26 protein-coding genes and 1 tRNA gene are annotated in these 23,904 nt (G+C 66.9%); 16 read left to right on the plus strand and 11 right to left on the minus strand.

All coding sequences use genetic code 11. From position 1 onward, the window contains the following. Positions 1-85 precede the first annotated feature (85 nt). From ilvN to DM480_RS01390, 3 genes are all read left to right on the plus strand, one after another. Positions 86-601 carry an acetolactate synthase small subunit gene (gene ilvN, locus DM480_RS01380; protein ID WP_115377223.1) on the plus strand — a complete coding sequence of 172 codons (516 nt, stop codon included), beginning with the start codon at positions 86-88 and terminating at the stop codon, positions 599-601. 123 nt (positions 602-724) lie between these two features. Beyond that, positions 725-1,744, plus strand: coding sequence for a ketol-acid reductoisomerase (gene ilvC, locus DM480_RS01385; RefSeq protein WP_115377224.1), 1,020 nt, complete (start codon positions 725-727; stop codon positions 1,742-1,744). A gap of 182 nt (positions 1,745-1,926) precedes the next feature. Further along, positions 1,927-2,544: a YceI family protein gene (locus DM480_RS01390; protein ID WP_115377225.1), complete on the plus strand. Its 618-nt coding sequence runs from the start codon at positions 1,927-1,929 to the stop codon at positions 2,542-2,544. A 34-nt stretch (positions 2,545-2,578) separates the two neighbouring features. Here DM480_RS01390 and DM480_RS01395 read toward each other — a convergent pair whose 3' ends face one another. Next, complete coding sequence (locus tag DM480_RS01395; RefSeq protein ID WP_232834074.1) at positions 2,579-2,974, minus strand: BLUF domain-containing protein; 396 nt, start codon at positions 2,972-2,974, stop codon at positions 2,579-2,581. Between the two features lie 303 nt (positions 2,975-3,277). On the opposite strand from DM480_RS01395, the gene leuA reads away from it, so the two are divergent. Continuing rightward, entirely contained in the window at positions 3,278-4,993 is a 1,716-nt protein-coding gene (leuA, locus tag DM480_RS01400; RefSeq protein WP_115377226.1) for a 2-isopropylmalate synthase, read from the plus strand. A gap of 107 nt (positions 4,994-5,100) precedes the next feature. Beyond that, complete coding sequence (locus DM480_RS17905; RefSeq protein WP_125471443.1) at positions 5,101-5,538, plus strand: hypothetical protein; 438 nt, start codon at positions 5,101-5,103, stop codon at positions 5,536-5,538. Here the strand turns inward: DM480_RS17905 and DM480_RS01410 are convergent. The 4 genes from DM480_RS01410 to folE all read right to left on the minus strand — a co-directional run bounded on the left by DM480_RS01410 (position 5,430) and on the right by folE (position 8,073). Continuing rightward, the gene (locus tag DM480_RS01410; RefSeq protein ID WP_198665869.1) at positions 5,430-6,191 is read right to left on the minus strand and encodes a hypothetical protein; all 762 of its coding nucleotides are present in this window, start codon (positions 6,189-6,191) and stop codon (positions 5,430-5,432) included. The two genes, DM480_RS17905 and DM480_RS01410, sit on opposite strands and share 109 nt — an antisense overlap. 154 nt (positions 6,192-6,345) lie before the next feature. After that, positions 6,346-6,696, minus strand: coding sequence for a dihydroneopterin aldolase (locus tag DM480_RS01415; RefSeq protein ID WP_115377229.1), 351 nt, complete (start codon positions 6,694-6,696; stop codon positions 6,346-6,348). Further along, positions 6,689-7,447: an SDR family NAD(P)-dependent oxidoreductase gene (locus DM480_RS01420; protein ID WP_115377230.1), complete on the minus strand. Its 759-nt coding sequence runs from the start codon at positions 7,445-7,447 to the stop codon at positions 6,689-6,691. The genes DM480_RS01415 and DM480_RS01420 overlap by 8 nt, the downstream gene beginning before the upstream one ends. Continuing rightward, positions 7,444-8,073, minus strand: a complete 630-nt coding sequence (folE, locus tag DM480_RS01425; RefSeq protein ID WP_115380642.1) for a GTP cyclohydrolase I FolE — start codon at positions 8,071-8,073, stop codon at positions 7,444-7,446. Before folE ends, DM480_RS01420 begins: the two co-directional genes overlap by 4 nt. A 234-nt stretch (positions 8,074-8,307) precedes the next feature. On the opposite strand from folE, the gene DM480_RS01430 reads away from it, so the two are divergent. The 3 genes from DM480_RS01430 (at position 8,308) to DM480_RS01440 (ending at position 11,845) form a co-directional block, all read left to right on the plus strand. Next, complete coding sequence (locus DM480_RS01430; protein WP_115377231.1) at positions 8,308-11,259, plus strand: TonB-dependent receptor; 2,952 nt, start codon at positions 8,308-8,310, stop codon at positions 11,257-11,259. Positions 11,260-11,332: 73 nt separating this feature from the next. Next, positions 11,333-11,539 carry a DUF2945 domain-containing protein gene (locus tag DM480_RS01435; protein ID WP_115377232.1) on the plus strand — a complete coding sequence of 69 codons (207 nt, stop codon included), beginning with the start codon at positions 11,333-11,335 and terminating at the stop codon, positions 11,537-11,539. A gap of 45 nt (positions 11,540-11,584) precedes the next feature. Beyond that, positions 11,585-11,845, plus strand: a complete 261-nt coding sequence (locus tag DM480_RS01440) for an SWIB/MDM2 domain-containing protein (RefSeq protein WP_115377233.1) — start codon at positions 11,585-11,587, stop codon at positions 11,843-11,845. Positions 11,846-11,959: 114 nt separating this feature from the next. Here DM480_RS01440 and DM480_RS01445 read toward each other — a convergent pair whose 3' ends face one another. From DM480_RS01445 to DM480_RS01470, 5 genes are all read right to left on the minus strand, one after another. Then, on the minus strand, positions 11,960-12,160 hold the full coding sequence (locus DM480_RS01445; protein WP_115377234.1) for a hypothetical protein: 201 nt from the start codon (positions 12,158-12,160) through the stop codon (positions 11,960-11,962). A 357-nt stretch (positions 12,161-12,517) separates the two neighbouring features. Then, complete coding sequence (locus DM480_RS01450) at positions 12,518-13,888, minus strand: peptide MFS transporter (protein WP_115380644.1); 1,371 nt, start codon at positions 13,886-13,888, stop codon at positions 12,518-12,520. Positions 13,889-14,281: 393 nt separating this feature from the next. Continuing rightward, positions 14,282-15,484 carry a 3-oxoadipyl-CoA thiolase gene (gene pcaF / locus DM480_RS01460; protein WP_115377236.1) on the minus strand — a complete coding sequence of 401 codons (1,203 nt, stop codon included), beginning with the start codon at positions 15,482-15,484 and terminating at the stop codon, positions 14,282-14,284. 255 nt (positions 15,485-15,739) lie between these two features. Then, positions 15,740-15,824: transfer RNA gene (locus DM480_RS01465), tRNA-Leu, on the minus strand. A 63-nt stretch (positions 15,825-15,887) separates the two neighbouring features. After that, positions 15,888-17,396 (minus strand): YifB family Mg chelatase-like AAA ATPase, encoded by a 1,509-nt coding sequence (locus DM480_RS01470; protein ID WP_115377237.1) that lies wholly within the window; start codon positions 17,394-17,396, stop codon positions 15,888-15,890. A gap of 138 nt (positions 17,397-17,534) precedes the next feature. On the opposite strand from DM480_RS01470, the gene DM480_RS01475 reads away from it, so the two are divergent. The 8 genes from DM480_RS01475 to dapE all read left to right on the plus strand — a co-directional run bounded on the left by DM480_RS01475 (position 17,535) and on the right by dapE (position 22,862). Then, positions 17,535-17,813, plus strand: a complete 279-nt coding sequence (locus tag DM480_RS01475) for a hypothetical protein (RefSeq protein WP_115380646.1) — start codon at positions 17,535-17,537, stop codon at positions 17,811-17,813. Positions 17,814-17,903: 90 nt separating this feature from the next. After that, the gene (gene rpmH, locus DM480_RS01480; protein WP_028056723.1) at positions 17,904-18,038 is read left to right on the plus strand and encodes a 50S ribosomal protein L34; all 135 of its coding nucleotides are present in this window, start codon (positions 17,904-17,906) and stop codon (positions 18,036-18,038) included. 59 nt (positions 18,039-18,097) lie between these two features. Then, positions 18,098-18,412 (plus strand): ribonuclease P protein component, encoded by a 315-nt coding sequence (gene rnpA, locus DM480_RS01485; protein ID WP_232834075.1) that lies wholly within the window; start codon positions 18,098-18,100, stop codon positions 18,410-18,412. Next, positions 18,409-18,621: a membrane protein insertion efficiency factor YidD gene (yidD, locus tag DM480_RS01490; RefSeq protein ID WP_115377238.1), complete on the plus strand. Its 213-nt coding sequence runs from the start codon at positions 18,409-18,411 to the stop codon at positions 18,619-18,621. Before rnpA ends, yidD begins: the two co-directional genes overlap by 4 nt. Positions 18,622-18,637: 16 nt before the next feature. Then, positions 18,638-20,359, plus strand: coding sequence for a membrane protein insertase YidC (gene yidC / locus DM480_RS01495; protein ID WP_115377239.1), 1,722 nt, complete (start codon positions 18,638-18,640; stop codon positions 20,357-20,359). Further along, complete coding sequence (gene yihA / locus DM480_RS01500) at positions 20,356-21,042, plus strand: ribosome biogenesis GTP-binding protein YihA/YsxC (protein ID WP_232834076.1); 687 nt, start codon at positions 20,356-20,358, stop codon at positions 21,040-21,042. The genes yidC and yihA overlap by 4 nt, the downstream gene beginning before the upstream one ends. Before the next feature lie 33 nt (positions 21,043-21,075). Then, positions 21,076-21,738: a glutathione S-transferase family protein gene (locus tag DM480_RS01505; RefSeq protein WP_115377240.1), complete on the plus strand. Its 663-nt coding sequence runs from the start codon at positions 21,076-21,078 to the stop codon at positions 21,736-21,738. 8 nt (positions 21,739-21,746) lie between these two features. Further along, positions 21,747-22,862 (plus strand): succinyl-diaminopimelate desuccinylase, encoded by a 1,116-nt coding sequence (dapE, locus tag DM480_RS01510; RefSeq protein ID WP_115377241.1) that lies wholly within the window; start codon positions 21,747-21,749, stop codon positions 22,860-22,862. A 30-nt stretch (positions 22,863-22,892) separates the two neighbouring features. Here the strand turns inward: dapE and trpS are convergent, their stop codons facing one another. After that, on the minus strand, positions 22,893-23,900 hold the full coding sequence (gene trpS / locus DM480_RS01515; RefSeq protein ID WP_115380653.1) for a tryptophan--tRNA ligase: 1,008 nt from the start codon (positions 23,898-23,900) through the stop codon (positions 22,893-22,895). Positions 23,901-23,904: the final 4 nt, after the last annotated feature.

A 23,904-nucleotide genomic window follows, 5' to 3' on the forward strand; every position in this document is an offset into this window, starting at 1 on the left:
TGGGGGTGCACCTGTCCACCCGCCGGCGCGCCTGCGGCATTCCAACCCCCACCCCTCCCGCAAGCGGGAGGGGGGAAGAGGTCCTATGCATATCAAGACCGAAGCCACCGAACGTCACACCCTGTCGGTGATCGTCGACAACGAACCGGGCATCCTCGCCCGGATCGCCGGCCTGTTCACCGCGCGCGGCTACAACATCGAAAGCCTGACCGTGTCGGAAATCACCGCCGACAAAGCGGTCAGCCGCATCACCATCGTCACCAGCGCCTCGCCGCCGGTGATGGAACAGATCATCGCCCAGCTTGACCGGCTGGTGCCCGTGCACAAGGTCACCGACCTCACCGCGCGCGGTGCGCACGTCGAGCGCGAGCTGGCGCTGGTCAAGGTGGCGGGCACCGGCGACCATCGCATCGAGGCTTTGCGCCTCGCCGAGGTCTATCGCGCCCGCGTCGTCGATGCGACGATCGGCTCGTTCGTGTTCGAGGTCACCGGCACGATCGAGAAGATCGACAAGTTCGTCGAGCTGATGGGCGAAGTCGGTCTGGTCGAGGTCGCCCGCACCGGCATCGCCGCCATCTCGCGCGGTCGCGAGGCGGCGTAACGTTTTTCCATCCGTTCCCATCAACCCTCCCGTCACCCCGGACTTGATCCGGGGTCCCGCTTCTTCGACGGCGGGACAACAGCGGGACCCCGGATTAAGTCCGAGGTGACGAAAGGAAGTACAATGAAGGTCTATTACGATCGCGACGCGGATCTGAACCTGATCACCGACAAGAACATCGCCATCCTGGGGTACGGGTCGCAGGGCCATGCGCATGCGCAGAACCTGCGCGATTCGGGCGTCAAGAACGTCGCGATCGCGCTGCGCGAAGGGTCTGCCACCGCGCAGAAGGCGGAAGCGGCAGGCTTCAAGGTGCTGTCGAACAAGGAAGCGGCCGGCTGGGCGGATATCCTGATGATCCTCGCCCCCGACGAGCATCAGGCCGCGATCTGGGAAAACGACCTCAAGGGCAATATGAAGCCCGGCGCGGCGCTTGCCTTCGCACACGGCCTCAACGTGCACTTTGGCCTAATCGAGGTCCCTGCGGACATCGACGTCATCATGATCGCGCCCAAGGGCCCCGGCCACACCGTCCGCAGCGAATACGTCCGCGGCGGCGGCGTCCCCTGCCTGATCGCGATCCACCAGGACGCCAGCGGCAATGCGCACGACGTCGCGCTCGCTTATGCCAGCGGCGTCGGCGGCGGCCGCTCGGGCATTATCGAGACCAATTTCAAGGAAGAGTGCGAAACCGACCTGTTCGGCGAACAGGCGGTGCTGTGCGGCGGCATCACCCACCTCATCCAGGCCGGGTTCGAAACGCTGGTCGAGGCGGGCTATGCGCCGGAAATGGCCTATTTCGAGTGCCTGCACGAAACCAAGCTGATCGTCGATCTGCTCTATGAAGGCGGCATCGCCAACATGCGCTATTCGATCAGCAACACCGCCGAATACGGCGACATCACCACCGGCCCGCGCATCATCACGGACGAGACGAAGGCGGAGATGCGCCGCGTCCTCGCCGACATCCAGTCGGGCCGGTTCGTCAAGAACTTCGTGCTCGACAATCGCGCCGGCCAGCCCGAACTGAAGGCGGCACGCAAGGCGGCGCAGGCGCATCCGATCGAGAAGACGGGCGCGGAGCTGCGCGCGATGATGCCGTGGATCGGCGCCAACAAGCTGGTCGACAAGGCGAAGAACTGATCGGTTTCGCGCTCACCCTCACCCTTCGTCGCCTCTCGGCGGCTCTTCCCTCTCCTCGCGGGAGAGGGAGGGAGGCGAACCACCGGAATGGTGACGGTGTCGCAACTGATCGTTTCCGTTCCGCGCCTTCCCGCCGCGCAGGCATTATGGTCAAACCGCGCGTCATTACAGGGAGACCATCCATGCGCCTGATTCTCGCCGCCGCGCTCGCCGCGGTTGCCGTTCCCGCCGCCGCCCAGATCATCGCGACCGCTCCCGGCCAACCCGGCCAGCCGACCGCGAAGGTCCCGGCCGGCACGTACGCGGTCGATCCCTTCCACACCCAGGTGTCGTGGGCGGTAAACCACATGGGCTTCTCGATCCTCGAAGGCATGTTCGGCGCGTCGTCGGGTTCGATCACGATCGATCCCGCCAAGCCCGCCGCGGCGAAGGTCGACGTGACGTTTCAGATCGATCAGCTCAGCGTCACCGCTGCCCCCTTCGCCAAGCATCTGCAATCGAAGGATTTCTTTGACGCCGCCACCTATCCGACCGCGCGCTTCGTCTCGACGTCGGTGACCCCGCGCGGCGCCAACAAGGCGACGATCACCGGCAACCTGACGATCAAGGACCAGACGAAGCCGGTCACGATCGATGCGACCTTCGTCGGGGCGGGCGCCAATCCGATGAGCAAGAAGCTGAACTTCGGCTTCACCGGCACTACGACGATCAAGCGCAGCGACTTTGGCGTCGGCGCCTATGCGCCGGTCGTGTCGGACGAGGTGAAGCTGACGATCCACGCCGCCTTCACCGCGGCCTGACCCTATCCCTTCCCAGGGAAAGCGCCGGTGCGGCTCATGCCGCCCGGCGCACCTTGGCGAACCCCTCGAAGGTCGCGCGCACCGCCGGGTCCGCGTCGGCCGTCAGGCGCACGACGCGATCCAGCGCATCAGCAGCCTCCCCCGGTCTGGCATAGGCCATCGCCCATTCGCCGAACTCGCGCGTCGCGATGACCCGGTTGGACAATATTACCAGCGCATAATGGCGCTCGTCCGCCTGGATGCGGGCAAATGCGGTGGTGACCACATTGTCTTCCCCCTCCAGCGCCTGCAGAAAGCGCTTGCCGTCGAAAAACAGCAGGCCGGTAACGCGGTCGCGTGCATTGTTACGCCGCGACTGCGCCAGGATCGCGTCGGCATCGACCGCCGCGCCACGTCTTACGGTGCTGATATAGACGAGCTGGCGCATCATAATGGGCCTTTTCTTGATGGATCGACAAGCCCCCGCCCGCGTCCAATGCGCAATAGGATCAACGGGTTAACAAAGTTTGGCGGTGCGGCGCGGATTTGCCTGACATCTTCGCTGGACACGGGCGGGAACGGTCGGCATGAATGCGCCTGCACAATGATCGGTACGCGCGCCCTTCTTCTTCGACTTATCCGCCCTTAAGGGCGGCGGTGCCTGCGCGCGCTTCCCTTAAGGGCCGATTTTCGCTTCAGCGCCATCTAACGCCGTGCGGATCAACGTCCGCAGCGGCACAGAGCCGGGACCGACATGCTCCGCGATCCTTCGACCAAATACCGCCCCTTCCCGCCCATTGCGCTGCCCGACAGGCAATGGCCGAGCCGCACGATCACCCGCGCGCCGCGCTGGCTGTCCACGGACCTCCGCGACGGCAACCAGGCGCTGATCGATCCGATGGATGCGGACAAGAAGGGCCGCTTCTTCGATCTGCTGTGCAAAATCGGCCTGAAGGAGATCGAGGTCGGTTTCCCGAGCGCGGGCGCGACGGAATTCGATTTCATCAGCGGTCTGGTGCAGCAGGATCGCATCCCCGCGGACGTGTGCGTCCAGGTGCTGACCCAATCGCGCCGCGACCTGATCGAATCCAGTTTCGCCAGCCTGAAGGGTGCGAAACAGGCGATCGTCCATCTGTACAACGCGGTGTCGCCCGCCTGGCGCAAGATCGTGTTCGGCATGACCCGCGAGGAAGTGAAGACGATCGCCGTCGAGGGCGCAATGGTGCTGCGCGACCAGGCGGCGCGCTACCCGGACACCGACTGGCATTTCGAATACAGCCCGGAAACCTTCTCCACCGCCGAACTCGACTTCTCGGTCGAGGTATGTGCCGCGGTGATGGACGTGCTGCGCCCGACCGCGGATCGCCCGCTGATCCTCAACCTGCCCGCGACGGTCGAATGCGCGACGCCCAACATCTATGCCGACCAGATCGAATGGTTCGGCCGCGCCATCCCGAACCGGGAGGCGGTGGTGATCTCGCTCCACACGCACAACGACCGCGGCACCGGCGTCGCGGCGGCGGAACTCGGCCTGCTGGCGGGCGCGGACCGCGTCGAAGGCTGCCTGCTGGGCAACGGCGAGCGGACCGGCAATTGCGATCTCGTGACGATCGCGCTCAACATGTACACGCAAGGGGTCGACCCGGCGCTCGACCTGTCCGACATCGACGCCATCGTCGACATGGTGCAGCATTGCACCAGCATCCCCGTCCACCCGCGCACCCCCTATGCGGGCGAACTGGTGTTCACCGCCTTTTCGGGCAGCCATCAGGACGCGATCAAGAAGGGCTTCGCCGCGCAGGCCGCCCGTAACGACAATCTGTGGGAGGTCCCCTATCTGCCGATCGATCCCGCCGACCTCGGCCGTAGCTACGAAGCGGTAATCCGCGTCAATTCGCAAAGCGGCAAGGGCGGCGTCGCGTGGATCATCGAACAGGACAAGGGCCTGAAACTCCCCAAGCGGCTGCAGGCGGATTTCAGCCGGCACGTCCAGCAACTCGCCGACGAAACCAGCCGCGAGCTGGGCGCCGGGGACATCTGGGATCGGTTCGAGGCGACGTACCTGCCGCGGCAGGGCGACCGGTTCGTGCTGCGCGATTATGAGGAGACGGGCAGCGTCGGCGACCGCCGGTTCGTCGGCCGCGTCGCGGTCGATGGCGAGGAGCGGTCGATCAGCGGGCGCGGCAACGGTCTGATTTCGGGCGTCATCGCCGCTCTGGCGGACACCACCGGGCCGACACTCGACGTCATCGACTATAGCGAACACGCGATCGGCCATGGCGCGGATGCGCAGGCTGTCGCCTATGTCGAATGTCGCACCGGGGACGGGCGAACAGTCTTCGGCGTCGGCATGGATACCGATATCGCTACCGCCAGCGTGCGGGCGGTATTAAGTGCCGCAAATCAGGTGGATATGTCTAAATCGGGCCTCACAAATCTTCGACCGGCCGTGCCAGGGTCCGCGTCATGATACGTCCGACCTACGCGATCCATGCCGATGCGAACGGCGAGTTCCTGCGGCTGCTGCTCGGCGGCGATTAGGACGTTGACATCGCAAGGCGGTACGCGGCCGATGTCGTGGCGACCGTTGGTCGGATGCTTTCTACCGGCACCCGCCACGGTCATCTGCTCACGTTCATCGAAATGCGGGAAAAGCATGTCGCGCCCCAGAGCGTCGCGGCCGAGTTCGCGAAGATGGTCCGGCCCGATTCGCCGTCCCGGCGCGTGGCGATACTGCTTTCGGGCACCTTGCATCGGCTCCAGGCGAAGCAGATCCTCGACGATCGGCACGCGGTGTTCCCGGCGGAAGACGAGGCGCTGGCGTGGCTGATGGAGGGCGACGACTCGGCGACGCCGATCGCCGGCATCGCCGCCTCATCGGGGCAACGCTGGCTGATCGATCGGCGTCAGGGTGCTGCCGGGGCCAGCAGGCGCGTGAGCATCACGGGAAGTTCGCGCCGTGCGACCGCCTGTTTCGGGGCCGCGACCGCAACCGGAACGAAGCGCGGCGTATAGTCGGGCGGCGGCGGGACGGCATAGGTCTTGCCGACCCTCCCCGGTGCACCGGGCACCTGCGGCAAGGACTTCTTGCCATTGGCCTTCAGCCCCGCCGCTATCTGGTCCAGGCCACCGCTGCACAGCACGTAATCGTCGCCGCGCACGCTCGCCGTCGCCGCTTCGATCGAGACCGCGATCGTTCCGATCCGCATCCGATCCGCGAGTGGCAGGCCACGCAGGTAATCGAGGATCGCACGATCGGTCTGCAGCAATTGGTCGCGGCGATGCTCCGGCGCGGAGGGATCCGCGCAGCGCGGGCCATCCACCGCGGTCAGGCCGAGATCATAAAGGTAGATTGCCGCCGCATTCTGTTTCAGTCCGGCACTTTGGGCCTCCGGCATCGCGCCGGCGAGCTGCCACAGCGCACGCATGTAGGCGAAGCCGACGAAGAACCCGCCGCCCTGGAACAGGCGCGCCTGCATCCAGTTGAGGTCGTGGTCGATCGTCGTCATATCCTTGCCGCCCATCAGCCGGTCGCCGAGCGCGAGGAAGGCATGGCGCTGGATCATTGCGTCGAGCGCTGCGGCGTCGACAGGCATCGCGCGCCCGGGCGGGTCCAACACCGGGGCGAGGCGGGCGCGCAGCGTCGCGCCATCCTGCGCGGGGGCCATGACCGTCTGCCCCGCGGCCGGAACCTCAAAGATTAGCGTTGCCGCGCAGAGTGCCATCAGCCACCGCGCCGCCCATTTGCCTGCCATTGCACCCACCCCATCGATCCTTGGCCACGCTATCATCCGCCCGGACGATGCGTAACCCTGGCCTCGGCTACCGCACCCGCATGATCTCGCAACCGACGCCCGCGTCCGGATACACATCCGGCTTCATCGAGCGCACGCGCACCGCGCGGACGCGCGGGTCGGCGAGGCAAAGCGCGGCCACCGCCTCCACCAACGTTTCCTGCAGGTCGAAGCCCGGGCCGTCCGCCAGCGCCAGGATGCCGTCGCGGACGAAATCGTAATCGAGCACCTCGTCGATCCGGTCGGCGGCGGGCGGGGCCGCATAATCGACCGTCATCCACACCGACAGGCGCACGCGCTGCGGCACCGCCTCGTGCGGATGGATGCCGAGGCGCATGGTCACCTCCAGGCGATCGAGGATCGTGGTGAATTCAGCCATCGCGCCCCTCGAACATCACGTCGCCGTCGCGCTTCAGGAAACGCTGCCCGCAATCGACGTACAGCGTCTGCCCCGTGACGCTGCGTGCGCCGAGCAGATAGACGACGCCCTCCGCCACCGCCGCTGCGCCGACCGGATGGCGCAGCAGGTTCTGGCTGGCGACCGCCTCGAATTCGGCGTCGCTCTGGTCGCCGCTCTTCAGCGTCAGCCCCGGCGCGACCGCGTTGACGCGCACCCGCGGGCTCAGCGCCTGCGCGAGCATCGTCGTCGCGCCGGCGAGCGCGTATTTGCTCATTGAATAAGAAAAGAAATCGGGGTTGGGGTTGGCGAGTTTCTGGTCGAGCAGGTTGACCACCGCCCCCTCCTCTCCATCGTCCTGCGCCGCGAGGGCCGCGGCAAGGATCGCGGGCGCGAGCGCGTTGACCGCGTAAAGCTGCGCCGCCAGCTTGGCATCGATCGCCGCCGGCGCGTCGAACGCGAAGCGCGACGCGCTGTTGACCAGGGCCGCGATCGGGCCGCCGGCCGCGGCGCGCGCACGCGCGAACAAGTCGGGCAACGCCGCGGTGTCGGCCAGATCGCCCTGCACCATCGCACCGCCCAGTTCATCGGCCAGGGCAGCCGCCGCATCCGCCGATCCGCCATAGTGGATCAACGGGCGCCAGCCCGCCGCCGCGCAGCCGCGCGCGATCGCCGCGCCCAGCCGCTTGCCGCCGCCGGTCACCAACACCCAGCCGCGCGCATGCGTAGTCACGCGCGCGACAGGCCCATCAGTGCCAGCACCTCCTTGCGGCTGCGCTCGTCCTCACGGAACACGCCCATCATCCGGCTCGTCACCATCGACACGCCGGGGGTGCGCACGCCGCGCGCGGTCATGCAGGCATGGCTCGCCTCGATCACCACGGCGACGCCCTGCGGCTTCAGATGCGTCCAGATACAGTCGGCGACCTCCGCGGTCAGCCGCTCCTGCACCTGCAACCGCCGCGCGAAGGCGTGCAGCACGCGCGCCAGCTTGCTGATGCCGACGACATGGTCTTTGGGCAGATAGGCGATGTGCGCCTTGCCGATGATCGGCGCCATGTGATGTTCGCAATGCGACTGGAACGGGATGTCACGCAGCAGCACGATCTCGTCGTAGCCGCCGACCTCCTCGAACACGCGCGACAGGTGATGCGCGGGATCGTCGCCATAGCCGGCACAATATTCGCGCCACGCCTTGGCGACGCGGCGCGGCGTGTCGATCAGCCCCTCGCGCGTCGGATCGTCGCCCGCCCAGCGGATCAGCGTGCGGATCGCCTCCGCAACGTCGGCCGGAATCGCGTCGGCGGGCGCCGCGGCCACCAGATCGCCGTCCTCCGGCGCTGCTCCGGTGTCGGTCATAACGTTCGTCTTTCCTTGCATCTGCGCCAGCCGGCGCGAATGCCGGAAACGCGACAATAGTGACGGTGCGGCAACGGTTCCATAGCCTCTTCGGGCAACCGACCTATACGTCACCGTCCTGACCCATATTGCTTGACCGGGCCCGCCGACGGTCCCACCATGGGCTCCAGGGAAAAGGTTCCGCATCGCGGGCAGAGCAGACCGGCGAGCGGCCCTTGATGGAGGGGTGCCACCGTGACGAAATGCCGCCTGCTTGCCGCGACCGCCTGTATCCTGCTACCGGCGCTGCCCGCCACTGCACAGACCACCGACCCCGCACAGGAAGCGCCAGCCGCGCAAGGCGCTGCGCCCGCCGACGCCAGCCTCGGCGACATCATCGTCACCGCGCAGCGTCAGTCGCAGCGTTTGCAGGACGTGCCGATCGCGGTCAGCGCCTTCACCGCCGACGCGCTGCAAAAGCAGCAGATCGTCAACCCGACCGCGCTGCAACAGACCTTGCCCTCGGTCACCTTCACCAAGACCGGCTTCACCACGTCCAGCTTCACGATCCGCGGCATCGGCGACCTGTGCGTCGGCACGTCGTGCGACACTGCGACCGGCATCCACATCAACGACATGCCGCTGACGACGACGCGGCTGTTCGAGACGGAATTCTTCGACCTTCAGCGGATCGAGGTGCTGCGCGGGCCGCAGGGCACGCTGTTCGGCCGCAACGCGACGTCGGGCGTGGTGAACTTCATCACCGCCAAGCCCGATCTCACCGGCATCCACGCCGCAGGGGAGTTCGAATACGGCAATTACGATTCGAAACGGGTGCAGGGCATGTTCAACCTGCCGTTCAGCGACACATTGGGGATCCGGGTCGCCGGCACCTATCTGAAGCGCGACGGCTACACGCTCAACACCTATGACAACCAGCGGATCGACGACCGCGACCTCTATGCGGTGCGCGGCACTTTGTCCTGGGCGCCGTCCAGCGACACGCGCATCGACCTGATCGGCTATTATTTCCACGAACGCGACAACCGCAGCCGCATCCAGAAGCAATTGTGCCACCGCGATCCGACCGGCGTGCTCGGCTGCCTGCCCGACACGAAGGGGTTCGAGACGACCAACGGCCTCTCGACGCTCGCCGCGGTGCTGACCTCGAGCGAATTCTTCACGCTCAACAATCCCGTGCTCGGCCGCTTCGCGCTACAGAGCCTTTACGGCACCGATCCCTATGCCGGGGTCGTCAACCCTACCGACGTGCGCACCGTCCGCGTCGACTATACCCCGACCTATTTCGCCGAAGAGGAGCAATATACCGCCAAGATCTTTCATGATTTCGGCCGCGTGAACTTCAACTTTACCGGTGGCTACGCGCGCAACACCGTCGACAGCACGGTCGACTACAATCTCGCTGTCGAAGGGTCGCTCGCCAGCAACCCGGGCCTTGCCGCGCTCAACGCGCTGGGCCGCGCGGGCAGTCCGTTCGCCTTCCTCAACGGCGTGCGCCAGACGCTGATCCCCAACGGTCCGGCGGGCGGCGTCTGCCAGTCGGCGGCCGACCCCAACAATCTGGGCGTCTACGGCGGGGCGAGCATCGGCTGTTATCCGCAGAGCCTCGATTTCGACCGCTCGCGCATCACCAGCCGCCAGATTTCCGCCGAAGCGCATATCGACAGCAGCTTCGATGGCCCCTTCAATTTCCTCCTCGGCGGAATTTATCTCGATAACCGCAGCAGAAACAACGATTATTTCGTCAACGCCTTTGGCCTCGACTATGCCTCCGGCATCCTTGGCGCCGCCTCGTCCGCGGCGACACCCGGCGTCGCGGGCAATACGTTTCTCGCATCGCCCTTCTACCGCAACGACACCCCCTATTTCCGGCTGAAGTCCTGGGGCGTGTTCGGCGAAACCTATTTCGCGGTGAGCGATCGCGCCAAGCTGACACTCGGCCTGCGCTACAATCACGACGACAAATACGTGCAGGCGCGCAATCTGACGCTCAACGTGCTGACGCCGTACAACGCGACCAGCATCACCGGCGGCCTCAATTATGCGACGACTGATTTCGACCCGACCACCGCGGGCGTGCAGGATTATGCGGTTCGCCAGGTCGCATTCGGGCGGCTGACCGGACGCGCGGTGTTCGACTTCAAGGTCACGCCCGACAATCTGCTCTACGCCTCTTATTCGCGCGGCTACAAATCGGGCGGCATCAACCCACCGCTGCCTGCGACCTTCACCGTGCCGCAAGCGTTCGCGCCCGAACAGGTCGACGCATTCGAAATCGGGTCGAAGAACAGCTTCGGCCAAGGCGCGTTGCGCCTAAACGTCACGGGTTTCTACTACAAGTACAAGGGGTTGCAGCTCAGCCGCATCGTCGCGCGCACCGCCGTCAACGACAATGTCGATGCCAATATCTACGGCCTGGAGGCGGAGGCGATCGTCAGCCCCACCCCGCGCTTGGTCGTCAACCTGACCATGAGCGCGCTGAAGACCGAGATTACCGGCGACAAACAGCTGATCAACCCGCGCCTGCCGTCGGGCGGCCGCACCGACACGGTGATCATAAAGGACATCACCAACGCGTCGAACTGCGTCGTCATTCCCAACGCGGGCGGCGCGGCGGCGGCAAACGGCTATGTCGCCGCGGTCAACAGCGCGATCGGCCTGCGCGCGCCAACCGCGATCCCGGGCACCGGCACGACCGGCGCGTTCGGTGTCTGCTCGGCGCTCATGGCATCCGCGGCCAATCCCTCGGCACCGCTGCGCGCCCTGTTCGGCGTACCGACCGGCGCACTGCCCTTCACCGTCACCGACGGCGTCGGCGTCACGCTCAGCGGCAACAAGCTCCCGCAGGCGCCTACCTACAAATTCGCGGTCGGCGCGCAATATACGATCCCCTTTGCCAACGGCTGGTCGGTCGTGCCGCGTGCGGACCTGAATTACACCGGCAATTTCTATGCGAGCGTGTTCAACATGAACATCGATCGTGTTCCCGGCTACGAGGTCGTCAACGCGCAGGTCCAGGTCAATGCGCCCGGCGACCGTTTCTACCTGCGCGGGTTCGTCCAGAATCTGGCGAACGATAACGCGATCACCGGACAGGGGGTCGGCGACCAGTCGTCGGGGCTGTACACCAACATCTTCACGATCGAACCGCGCCGTTACGGCCTCGCCGCCGGCTTCAGGTTCTGATGCCGCGGTCGGGGGCGACGCAACCCGCCGCCCCCTCATGCGCTGTGCTCCTACCCAACAGGAGGCAAGGATCATGGCAGCGAACCTCAAGGCCGGCGACGACGTGACGTGGAAAAGCCACGGCGGCACCGCCCACGGCACGGTCCAGAAGAAGGTGACGAAAGACACCAAGATCAAGGATCACGTCGTGCGCGCATCGAAGGACGAGCCGCAGTTCATCGTAAAGAGTGACAACGGCGGAAAGGCGGCGCACAAGGCGGGAGCGCTCAAGAAGGCGTGAATCGCTCCGCCCGGCGATGGACCGGGCGAAACAGGAAGGAATGCGATGGCTACGACTACCAAGACCGGCGGCATCCACGCCCCCGTTCAGCCCTCGGCCGAACTCGGCGCCGTCGTCGGCAACGAGAAGCTGCCGCGCAGCCAAGTGATCAGCAAGGTTTGGGAATACATCAAGTCCAACAACCTGCAGAACCCTGAGAACAAGCGCGAGATTCTCGCCGACGACAAGCTCAAGAAGGTGTTCGGCAAGGACAAGGTCACGATGTTCGAGATGAACAAGTACATCTCGCAGCACGTCAAGGCCTAAGCCGCCCGCGCGTTTTTCCGGAGGATACGGCGGCATGGTCCGTCGCATCCTCCGGAAGCAACGGCATCGCACGCATCGCGCAGCCCGCCTACCCGCGCTGCACGGGTTCCCTGATCAGGCGCGCTCCGACTTGCGCGGGCCGAGAAACGGCATGGCGATGGTCGAGGCGATGATCATCATCGCGCCCGCCAACACGTACATCCAGAACGAAATCGGCTTTGCCGACATCTCACCTGCCCCGATCGTTGCGTGAAGCAGCACCATCGCCGCCCCGATCGCAAATCCCACACAAAAGCCGCGTAGCGGCGCGTTCATACTCAGCCCCATATGGCGATATCGGTCGTCGCGAAAGCATTAGCTGCGCTTTGTTGCACCCGATTTTCACGCGCACTTGGGTCGCACGCCTCGCAGGGCATCGTCGATGCGGCGAGAATCAGCACGAAGGCCCGCGAACGCCACACCGGTTTGGAAGATGGGCAGGCCCCCTGCGACGGACAAGTGGCGGATACGAATGGGAATAGGGTGCCGCGACGGGATCGTGTGACGAGCACGAAACTGCAAGGCCCGTCGCGACATGCTCATAACGCATCGGAAACGCTTTTCGTCCAGCCCCGCGGCGCGCTTCGTCGAATTCCGGTCGTGCGCCCGCCCGAGCCGTCCTCGCCCTCTCGCCTAGGCCGCGGCGCGCTCGTCGATCAGGATGCGCCCGAAAGCCAGCTTGATCAGCACGAACGCCGCGCCCGCGCCGAGCACCAGCGCGACGTGCAGCCCCCAAAAGGCCAGCGGCGGCATCTTGTTGAGAAAGCCGCCGATCACCCCCACCCCGAGGTTGGCGAGAAACAGGAACAGGTAATAGACGCCGATCATCGTGCCCGCGAATTGCGGCGGAGAGGCGCGCGAATAAAGCGCCAGGCTGACCGGGAAGACGTTCGAAAAGCCGATGCCATTGATGAAGTGGATCGCGACCGCGACCCACAGGCTGACCTTGATGCCCGTGGCCGCCTCGTGCCGGGCCGAAACCGCGACGATGACGAACGCCGCCGCCGATATGACGCAGCCGATCGCCAGCTTGACGATCTCGTCCGGCTCGCGGAACCGCGTCGCATACCAGCGCCAGAAGGCGACGACGCCGATCAGCGATGCGACCGATGCCACCGCGTCGAGCGAGGCGAGGAACGTCGTCGGCAGGCGCACCCCCAACAGCTGGAAATCGTAGGCGCCGTTCGCCCAGACGAGATAGGCGTTGTACAATTCCTGGTTGCCGAGCGCGCTGATCGCGAGAACCGGAATCATCGCGACGAGCAGGATGAGCGCCTGCTTCTGCCGGCGCGTCATCGGCGGCGTGGGCGCGACATCCGCGCGCGCGGCGACCGGCACGCTGTCGTCCGGCAAATACCTCTGCCCCGCCAGATAGATACCAAGGCCGATCAGCATGCCGACGCCCGCCGCGCCGAAGCCCCAATGCCACCCCACCTTCTCGCCCAGCGTCCCGCACACCAACGGTGCGATGATGACGCCCGCGTTGATGCCGATGAAATAGATCTGGAACGCGTCGGCCCGGCGATTGTCCTCCGGCGCGTAAAGCGCGCCGACCTGGCTGGCGATGTTGCCCTTGAAGCAGCCGACGCCGAGCACGAGCAGCAGGAGCGCGAACAGGAACGTCACGTCGAACGCCATCAGGAAATGGCCCGCGGCCATCAGCAACGCACCCAGGATCACCGTACGCCGCTTGCCGAGCACGCGGTCCGCAAGCAGCCCGCCGAAGATCGGCGTCAGATAGACCGCACTCGTGTACAGGCCGAAGATCGCCGACGACAGCGCGATGATGTCGAGCGTCCCCGCGCTGTCGAGCAAGGCGCGGAACGGCCCGAACAGCGCGATCCGCCCGACGCGCGGCGGCAACAGCAGCGCCTGCGTCAGATACAGCACCAGCAACGTCTGCATGCCGTAATAGCTGAACCGCTCCCACGCCTCCGCGAAGGCGAGGTAGAACAGCCCGACGGGATGGCCCAGCCATTCGCGCGCGCCGGCCGAACCGGACACCGCCCGCCCCTCTCCATCCATAGCCCTACACTTTCCACGCTTTACGATGCGCCGCAGCCTATCGACGCGGACGCACGCTCGCCAGTCCCGGCCATGCGTCATTCCTAGAGCCGCTTCGCGACGAAGATCTACCGTCGCCCTGAATGTCGCGAATTTCGCGGGTCGCTTCGACGGCGCACCCAAATCATCGATACAATGCCGTCCAGTTTACGGTGATTTCCCCTTCTTCGTCCGGCAACTTAGCCTTGACCCTCCCGCGGCGCACGTCCGCCAAGATGTCTTCCATCTCGAACAGCAATGCCCGCCCTTTCACGAGCCCGAGCGCTGCCCCGCCCCCCCTTCGGCCACGCGCCGGAAGCGGCTCCTGCTTTTCCATGAATCGGGCGAAGGGGGTCAGATGCGTTCCAGCATCAGGGCGATGCCCTGCCCCACGCCGATGCACATGAACGCCATGGCATAGCGGCCCTGTATGCGGTGGAGTTCCTCCACCGCGCTCATCACGATCCGCGCGCCCGACATGCCGAGCGGATGGCCGAGCGCGATCGCGCCGCCGTTGCGGTTGACGCGCGGATCGTCGGGCGCAATCCCCAGGTCGCGCAGCGTTGCGATCGCCTGCGCGGCAAAGGCCTCGTTCAGCTCGATGACATCGAGCCGGTCGAGGCCGATGCCGGTGATGCGGCTGAGCTTGCGCGCCGCCTCGATCGGCCCGACGCCCATGATCCGCGGCGCGATCCCCGCGGCCGCCATCCCCAGCACGCGCGCGCGCGGCGTCAGCCCGTGCCGCGCCGCCGCCGCCTCGCTCGCGACCAGCATCGCCGCCGCGCCGTCGTTGAGGCCCGAGGCGTTGCCCGCGGTGATGGTCCCGTCAGCGCGCACCACCGGCTTAAGCCGGGCCAGCGCTTCCAGGCTGGTCGCACGCGGATGCTCGTCGCGGTCGATGACGACGGGATCGCCTTTTTTCTGCGGCACGCTGACGGGCACGATCTCAGCCGCCATCCGTCCGCTGGCGATCGCGGCGGCGGCCTTCTCCTGGCTGGCGAGCGCGAAGGCGTCCTGCTCCTCGCGGCCGACGCGCCACTGATCGGCGACGTTCTCCGCGGTCTCCGGCATCGAATCGACGCCATAGGCCTCGCGCATCTTCGGATTGACGAAGCGCCAGCCCAGGGTCGTGTCCTCCAGCGTCTGGGCACGATCGAACGGGCCCTGCGCCTTGCCCATGACGAAGGGCGCGCGGGTCATGCTCTCGACGCCGCCGGCGATCAGCAGCTCGGCATCGCCGCTGCGGATCGCCTGCGCCGCGCTGCCGACGGCGTTGAGGCCCGATCCGCACAACCGGTTGATCGTCGCGCCCGGCACTACCTCCGGCAGGCCGGACAGCAATGCGGCCATGCGCGCGACGTTGCGATTGTCCTCGCCCGCCTGATTGGCGCAGCCGAGCAGCACGTCGTCCATCGCCCCCCAGTCGACGTGCGGGTTGCGCGCGATCAGGGCGCGCAGCGGGATCGCCGCAAGGTCGTCCGCGCGGATCGTCGCGAGCGCGCCGTTAAGCCGCCCGATCGGCGTGCGGATCGCGTCACAGATAAAGGCGTCGGTCATCAGGCGTCCTGCTCCAGCGTGTCGATGATCTTCTGCGCCTCGGCGAAGGCTGTGTTGGCGGCGGGCACGCCCGCGTGGTTCGCGGCCTGCATAGCACCTCCGGCGATCCACGCGCCATCGGACGCCTGCAGCGATACGCCGCCTTGGACCACCGCTCCTCGCCCGGCTATGCGCCGCCGATCCCGCGATGCGGCAGGGTGCGCCCGGAGCGCATCCGATCATCTGGCAACAACTATGCCTTCGTTTGATCGGGAATGGTGCCCCTGGCCGGACTCGAACCAGCATGCCTTGCGGCGTTCGATTTTGAGTCGAATGCGTCTACCAATTTCGCCACAGGGGCAGCGAAGACGCGGCCGGTAGCCGATGCGGCGCAGGACGGCAAGCGGTTCGCGCGCGGCGCCCGTCAGTTGGTCGGCGCGCGGCGCCGGTAGCTCAGCGCTTCGGCGACGTGGAGGCGCGATACGCCCTCCGTACCCGCAAGATCGGCGATCGTGCGCGCGACGCGCAGCACGCGGGTATAGCCGCGCGCCGACATGCGCGTCGCCGCCGCCGCCTGGGCCAGCAAGGTGCGTCCCGGCGCGTCGGGCAACGCGACCGTATCGAGCAACACCCCATCCGCCTCGGCATTGGTGCGCGGCGGCTGGCCGGCATAGCGTGCGGTCTGGATCGCGCGCGCCGCCGCCACCCGCGCCGCGACCTCCGCCGATCCTTCCGCAGGCGGCGGCAGGACGAGATCGGCCGCGGTGACCGCCGCGACCTCGACATGCAGGTCGATCCGGTCGAGCAGCGGGCCGGAGACCTTCGCCTGGTAATCCGCGGCGCAGCGCGGTGCGCGCGCGCAGGCGAGGCTGGCGTCGCCGAGATGGCCGCAGCGGCACGGGTTCATCGCCGCGACCAGCTGGACGCGCGCGGGAAAGGTGACGTGGGCATTGGCGCGCGCGACGCTGACCGTGCCGGTCTCGAGCGGCTGGCGCAGCGAATCGAGCACCGCGCGCTGGAATTCGGGCAGTTCGTCGAGGAACAGCACGCCGAGGTGCGCGAGGCTGACCTCCCCCGGCTTCACCCGCAGCCCGCCGCCGGTGAGCGCCGCCATCGACGCGCTGTGGTGCGGCGCGCGAAACGGCCGCGCGCGCGTCAGCCGCCCGCCGGTCAGCGTTCCCGCGACCGACTGGACCATCGACACCTCCAGCGCCTCGGTCGCCTCCAGCGGCGGCAGGATACCGGGCAGGCACGCCGCCATCAGCGACTTGCCCGCGCCCGGCGGCCCGACCATCAGCAGATTGTGTCCGCCCGCCGCCGCGATCTCCAGCGCGCGCTTGGCGACTTCCTGCCCCTTCACCTGGGCAAGGTCGGGACCGGCGAGCGGCGCGTCGACGTCGCCGGGCTGTGGCGCGGCGAGCACGCCGTGACCCTTAAAATGGTTGATCAGCGCGAGGAGGTCGGGCGCCGCCAGCACCTCGATCGATCCGGCCCAGGCGGCCTCCGCCCCCTGCGCCGCCGGGCAGATCAGCCCCGCCCCCTCCCCGCTCGCGTGCAGCGCGGCGAGCAGCACGCCGGGCGACGGCGCGATCCGTCCGTCGAGCCCGAGTTCGCCGACGACGACATAATCGGCGAGCGCCTCGACATCGACGACGCCCATCGCACCGAGCAGGCCGAGCGCGATCGGCAGGTCGAAGTGCGACCCCTCCTTGGGCAGATCGGCAGGCGACAGGTTGACGACGATCCGCTTGGGCGGCAGCGCGAGGCCCATCGCCGCGACAGCGCCGCGCACCCGCTCGCGGCTTTCCGCCACCGCCTTGTCGGCAAGGCCGACGACATGGAATCCCGGCAATCCGGGGATCAGCTGCACCTGCACCTCGACGGCGCGCGCCTCCAGCCCCAGGTACGCCACCGTCCGAACGATCGCCGCCATGCCTTACCCCCGTCGGCATGGTTCATAACGGTTCCGCGACGGCTGCATAGCGGCAGACCGCGGCATCCTGGTTCAATGTCGAGCGATCGCTGTCCGTGACTTGCTTTTACAATACACCAACGCCAGATGGGCGCCTGCATGACCCAGCGTCACCCCGCCCTGCGCCTGATCCAGCTGAGCGGCGGCGTGCTGCTGATCGTCGGCGCAGGCGTGGTCGCGCCGCTGCCGGGCCCAGGCGGCATCTTCCTGTTCGCGGGCGGACTGGTGCTGATCCTGCGCAATTCGCGATGGGCGCAGGTCTGCTTCGTGCGCATCAAACGGCGCTGGCCGCGGACCGGCGCGCTGGTCGACCGGGCGATGCGGCGACGGTCCGCGATGCGCCGTCACGCGCGCGACAAGCAGCTGCGTTCACGTTGACTTCGCCCCGCCTTGCGGGTAAGCGCCCCCACCATCCGGCCGCCCTTCGTGGTGGCCCTTTTCTATTTCGACGTACTTGAGGAATGAACGATGAAGCGGACCTTTCAGCCGAGCAACCTGGTGCGTGCGCGTCGCCACGGTTTCCGTGCGCGGATGGCGACGGTGGGCGGCCGGGCAGTGATCCGCGCGCGTCGCGCCCGCGGCCGCAAGAAGCTGTCGGCGTAATCCAGACGCTGACGCGCCGCCGCGATTTCGTGGCGGCGAACGCGGGTCTGCGCGCACCGATGCCGGGCTTCGTCCTGCTGGTGCACGACCGCGCCGATGGCGATCCGACGATTCGCGTCGGCTTCACCGTCACCAAGAAGATCGGCAACGCCGTCGTCCGCAACCGCATGAAGCGGCGGTTGCGGGCGTTGGCGCGCGAGCTGTTGCCCGACGGCGGCATCCGCGGCGCCGACCATGTGCTGATCGGGCGAGAGGGCGGGATCGAACGCGATTTCGCCGCGCTGCGCCACGAATTCGGCAAGGCGCTGGGCAGGATCGCACGCGGCGAATCGGCGCCGGTGCGCGGCCCCCGGCCGCCGCAGCGGCGGCGATGATCGCGCGGCTTCTCATCCTTATCGTGCGCCTGTGGCAGGTCGGCCCCTCGGTCGTCCTGCCGCCCTCGTGTCGCTATCAACCCTCCTGTTCAGCCTATGCAATCACGGCGCTTCGCCGCTATGGCGCGCTGAAGGGGGGCTGGCTGGCGGCGAAACGGATCGCGCGCTGTCATCCCTGGGGCGGGTACGGACCCGATCCCGTCCCGTGAGAATTGGGGTCGGACCTTGAACAACGAACGCCAGAATTTTGTCCTGTTCGCGGTCCTCGCCGCGCTGATCCTGTTCGCCTGGCCGCTGATCCAGGGGAAGTTCTTCCCCGTCGCGAATCCGCCGGTGACCAGGATCGAGAAGGGCAAGTCCAAGGTCCTGCCGCAACCGTCGGCCGATCCGACCGCCGACAATCCCGCCGCCTTGCGCAACCGCGACCTCGTGCTGCGCGAAACCCCGCGCGTCGCGATCGACACCCCGACGCTGAAGGGATCGATCAACCTCAAGGGCGCGCGCATCGACGATCTGGTGCTGGTCAAGTACAAGGAAACGATCGCGAAGGATTCGCCGCCGATCCGCCTGCTGTCGCCTGCCGGCGCGCAGGAAGGCTATTTCGCCGGCTTCGGCTGGCGTGACGAAGGACTGAGCCCGCCCGCCGCCGATACCGTGTGGCAGGCGAGCGGTTCGGTGCTGAAGCCCGGCCAGCCGGTGACGCTCCAGGCGGCCAATGCGCGCGGCCAGCGCTTCCAGATCAAGCTGTCGGTCGACGATGGCTACATGTTCACGATCACGCAGACGGTGCTCAACGCCGGCAGCGGGCCCGTGCCCGTCGCGCCTTATGGCTATGTCAGCCGCGTCGGCGTGTCGAAGGACCCGGGCACGTGGCAGATCCACACCGGCCCGATGTCCGTGCACAATGGCGGCGCGGATTATGGCGTCAACTTCAAGGACGTCGACAAGGCGGCGACGCGCTTCACCTCGACCGGCGGCTGGCTCGGCTTCACCGACAAATACTGGCTGACCGCGCTCGTCCCCGACCAGGCGAGCCAGTTCGACGGCCAGTTCCGCGCGGGTTCGGGCCAGCTCTATCAGGCCGATTACGCGTTTGCGCCCAAGGTGCTCGCCCCCGGCCAAGCGATGACGCAGTCCAGCCGCTTCTTCGCAGGCGCCAAGGAGGTCAACCTCCTCAAACATTACGAGGAGGACGAGGGCGTCACCAAGTTCCTGAAGGCGATCGACTGGGGCTGGTTCGAAATCCTCGAAAAGCCGATCTTCACGTATCTCGACTGGCTGTTCCGCATGATCGGCAACTTCGGTGTGGCGATCATCCTGCTGACGATCACCATCCGCGGCCTGATGTTCCCGATCGCGCAGCGCCAGTTCGCCAGCATGGCGAAGATGCGCGCGCTCCAGCCCAAGATGAAGGCGATCCAGGACCGTTACAAGGACGACAAGGTCGTCATGCAGCAAAAGGTGATGGAGCTTTACAAGACGGAAAAGGCGAATCCGCTCGCCGGCTGTCTGCCGACACTCATCCAGATCCCGGTGTTCTTCGCGCTGTACAAGGTGCTGATGCTGACGATCGAAATGCGGCACCAGCCGTTCTTCGGCTGGATCAAGGACCTGTCCGCGCCCGATCCGCTGACGCCCATCAACCTGTTCGGCTATCTGCCCTTCACCCCGCCGCACATGCTGGCGATCGGTGTCGTGCCGATCGCGCTCGGTATCTCGATGTTCTTCCAGTTCCGCCTCAACCCGGCGCCGATGGACGAGACGCAGAAGCAGGTGTTCGCGGTGATCCCCTGGGTGCTGATGTTCGTGATGGCGAGCTATCCGGTCGGCCTGCAGGTTTACTGGATCGCGTCCAACTGCCTTGCGATCCTGCAGCAGCAGATCCTTTACGCGCGCCATCCCGAGCTGAAGACCGCGGCGGCCAAGACGACGGTCATCGCCAAGTGAGTAACGACGTCACGCCGATCGAAGACGGGCCGGAGCAGGGCTTCGCGCCCGACCTGGTCGAGGCGGCGCGCAAGACCTTCGCCGGGCCGGTGACGTTCCTGAAGTCCGCGCCCGGCCTCAAGTTCCTGCCCGATCCGATCGTCCCGGAAATCGCCTTCGCCGGACGGTCGAACGTCGGCAAGTCGTCGCTGCTCAATGCGCTGACGGGCCGCAACGGCCTTGCCCGCACGTCGAACACGCCGGGCCGCACGCAGGAGTTGAACTTCTTCGACGTCGGCGCGCAGCCGGGCGAGGTTCCGCAGTTCCGGCTGGTGGACATGCCCGGCTACGGCTTCGCCAAGGCGCCCAAGGACGTGGTCAAGACCTGGCGCTTCCTGGTCAACGACTATCTGCGCGGGCGCGACGTCTTGAAACGCGTGCTGGTGCTGATCGATTCGCGCCACGGCATCAAGGACGTCGACCGCGACATCCTTGGCATGCTCGACAAGGCGGCGGTCAGCTATCGCCTCGTCCTTACCAAGGCGGACAAGGTGAAGGCGACCGACCTCGCCGACGTCCTGGCGCGCACCGCCGAAGATGCGCGCAAGCGCCCCGCGGCGCATCCCGACATCCTGGCGACGTCGAGCGAGGGCGGCATGGGCATCCCGGAACTCCGCGCCGCGGTGCTGGAAGCGATCGGCTAGACCTCCCCGCCCCGCCCGGCTACCCGTGGGGCCATGAAGCTTATCATCGGCAACAAGGCCTATTCCTCCTGGTCGCTGCGCGGCTGGCTTGCGTGCAAGCAGTCGGGCATTCCCTTCGAAGAGGTCGTCGTGCCGCTCTACGACGCGGAATGGGACCGGCGGCGGGAGGGGGCGGAGTTCGCACCGTCAAGCGGCAAGGTGCCGATCCTGTGGGATGGCGAGGCCGTCGTGTGGGACAGCCTGGCGATCGTCGACTATCTGGCGGACAAGGTCGGGCGCGACGTCTTCTGGCCCGCGGATGATGCCGCGCGCGCGATGGCCCGGTCGATGGCGGCGGAGATGCATTCGAGCTTCACCGCGCTGCGCCGCAAACATCCGATGAACGTGCGCCAGCAATTTCCCGCGACGCACCCGGACGACGACGTCATCGTCGACCTGAAGCGGATTATGGAATTGTGGGCGCAGGCGCGGGCGCGCTTCGGCGGCGACGGCGCATTCCTGTTCGGCGATTTCGGCGCGGCGGACATCATGTTCGCGCCCGTGGTGACGCGCATCCTCACCTATCAACTCCCGATCGCGCGCTTCGCCGCGAGCTACCTCGACGCGGTCGTCCAGCATCCTTGGATGCAGGACTGGATCGCAGGCGCGCAGGAAGAAAATTGGGTGATCGAGCAATATGAGCAGCCCGCGCGGTGACCGCAGCGATGACGGACGCCCTGGTTCTGGCACAGGCGCTGCTGCGCGCCGATAGCGTCACACCCGCGCGCGGGGCGGTGTTCGACGTGCTGGAGGCGGCGCTGGTGCCGCTAGGCTTCGCGGTCGATCGCTTCGTGACCGGCGAGGCGCCCGATGGCCCGGTCGAGAATATGATCGCGACGCGGCCGGGCACCGGCCGGCACCTCGCTTTCGCAGGCCATGTCGACGTCGTGCCGCCTGGCGAGGGATGGACCGGATCGCCGTGGAGCGGCGCGGTGCGCGGCGACCTGCTCTATGGCCGCGGCGCGGTGGACATGAAGGGAGCGGTCGCCGCCTTCGTCGCGGCCGCGGCGCAGGTGCCGGATAGCGGGCCGCTGAGCCTGCTCATCACGGGCGACGAGGAAGGGCCCGCCACCTTCGGCACGCAAGCGCTGATCGCGCGGATGGCGACGACCGGTGTCGCGCCGGACCTGTGCCTGGTCGGCGAACCGACCTCGGTGCACCGGCTGGGCGACATGGTTAAGATCGGCCGGCGCGGATCGGTCAATATCTGGATCGACGTGCCCGGACGGCAGGGGCACGTCGCCTATCCCCATCTCGCCGACAATCCCTTGCCCAGGCTGGTGCGTGCGCTCGCCGCGCTCGAGGCGATGACGCTGGATACGGGCAATGCCTGGTTCCAGCCGTCGAACCTGGAGATCACCGACATCGCGGTCGGCAACCCCGCCCACAACGTCATCCCGGGCCAGGCGAGCGCGCGGCTGAACATCCGCTTCAACGACGAACAGACGGGCGGGGCGCTGGTCGAGCGCGTGACCCGGATCGTGCAGGCGGAGGCACCCGAGGCGGTCGTGCGCGGCAAGATTTCGGGCGAGGCGTTCCTGACCGAACCCGGCGTACTGACAGCGATGGTGAGCGCGGCGATCCTACACGAGACGGGGATCGAACCGGAGCTGTCGACAACGGGCGGTACGTCCGACGCGCGTTTCCTGTCGAAACTGTGTCCGACGGTGGAATTCGGGCTGATCAACGCGACAATGCACCAGATCGACGAGGCTGTCGCGGTGAGCGACCTTGCGGCGCTGGCGCGCATCTATGCCGAAGTGATCCGGCGGGCGCGGTAACGGGCGGGGCGCCTCCTCGCCCCGCCGGGGCTACATCATCAGGCCCATCGCCTTTTGCGCCGACGCCAGCACCGGCGCCGCCAGGTCGCGTGCCTTTTGCGCGCCCGCGTCGAGGATCGCGTCGATCGCGCCGCGATCGTCGAGCAGGCGGATCATCTCGTCACGGATCGGGCCGAGCTTCGCCACCGCCAGATCGGCGAGCGCCGGTTTGAACGCGCCGAAGCCCTTGCCCGCAAACTCGCTCAGCACGTCCTGCGGGTCGCGATCCGCTAAAGCAGCGAAGATCGTCAGCAGGTTCTTCGCCTCGGGCCGCCCCTCCAGCTCGGCGAGCGTCGCGGGCAGCAGATCGGGATCGGTCTTCGCCTTGCGGAACTTGTCCGCGATCGTGTCGTCGCTGTCGATCAGCTTGACCACCGATTGTTCGGACGGATTGGACTTCGACATTTTCGCCGACGCATCGCGCAGCGACATGATCCGCGGAGCGGCCTTGCTGACCAGCGGCGCGGGCAGCGTGAACAGGTCGCTGTCGTAATCGGTGTTGAACTTGGTCGCGATGTCGCGGGCGAGTTCCAGATGCTGCTTCTGGTCCTCGCCCACCGGAACGTGCGTCGCATTGTACAGCAGCACGTCCGCGGCCATCAGCACCGGATAATCGTACAAACCGACGCTCGCGCCCTCGCGGTTCTTGCCCGCCTTGTCCTTGAACTGCGTCATGCGGTTGAGCCAGCCGACGCGCGCGACGTTGTTGAGCAGCCAGGCGAGCTCGCTGTGCGCCGGAACGCGCGCCTGATTGAAGACGATCGAGCGCGACGGATCGATGCCGGCGGCGATCATCGTCGCGGTCACTTCGATCGTATTCTCGGTCAACTCAGCCGGCGCGATAAACTCGGTCAGGCCGTGGAGGTCGGCGATGAAATACAGCGTTTCGCCGCCCTCCGCCTGGATCTGGTCCTGCATCGCCACCCATTGCTTCACCGCGCCGAGGTAATTGCCGAGGTGGAGGTTGCCGGTGGGCTTGATGCCGGAAACGACGCGCATCTTG

This window comes from Sphingomonas sp. FARSPH (genome assembly GCF_003355005.1).
In the GTDB taxonomy this organism is placed as follows: domain Bacteria; phylum Pseudomonadota; class Alphaproteobacteria; order Sphingomonadales; family Sphingomonadaceae; genus Sphingomonas.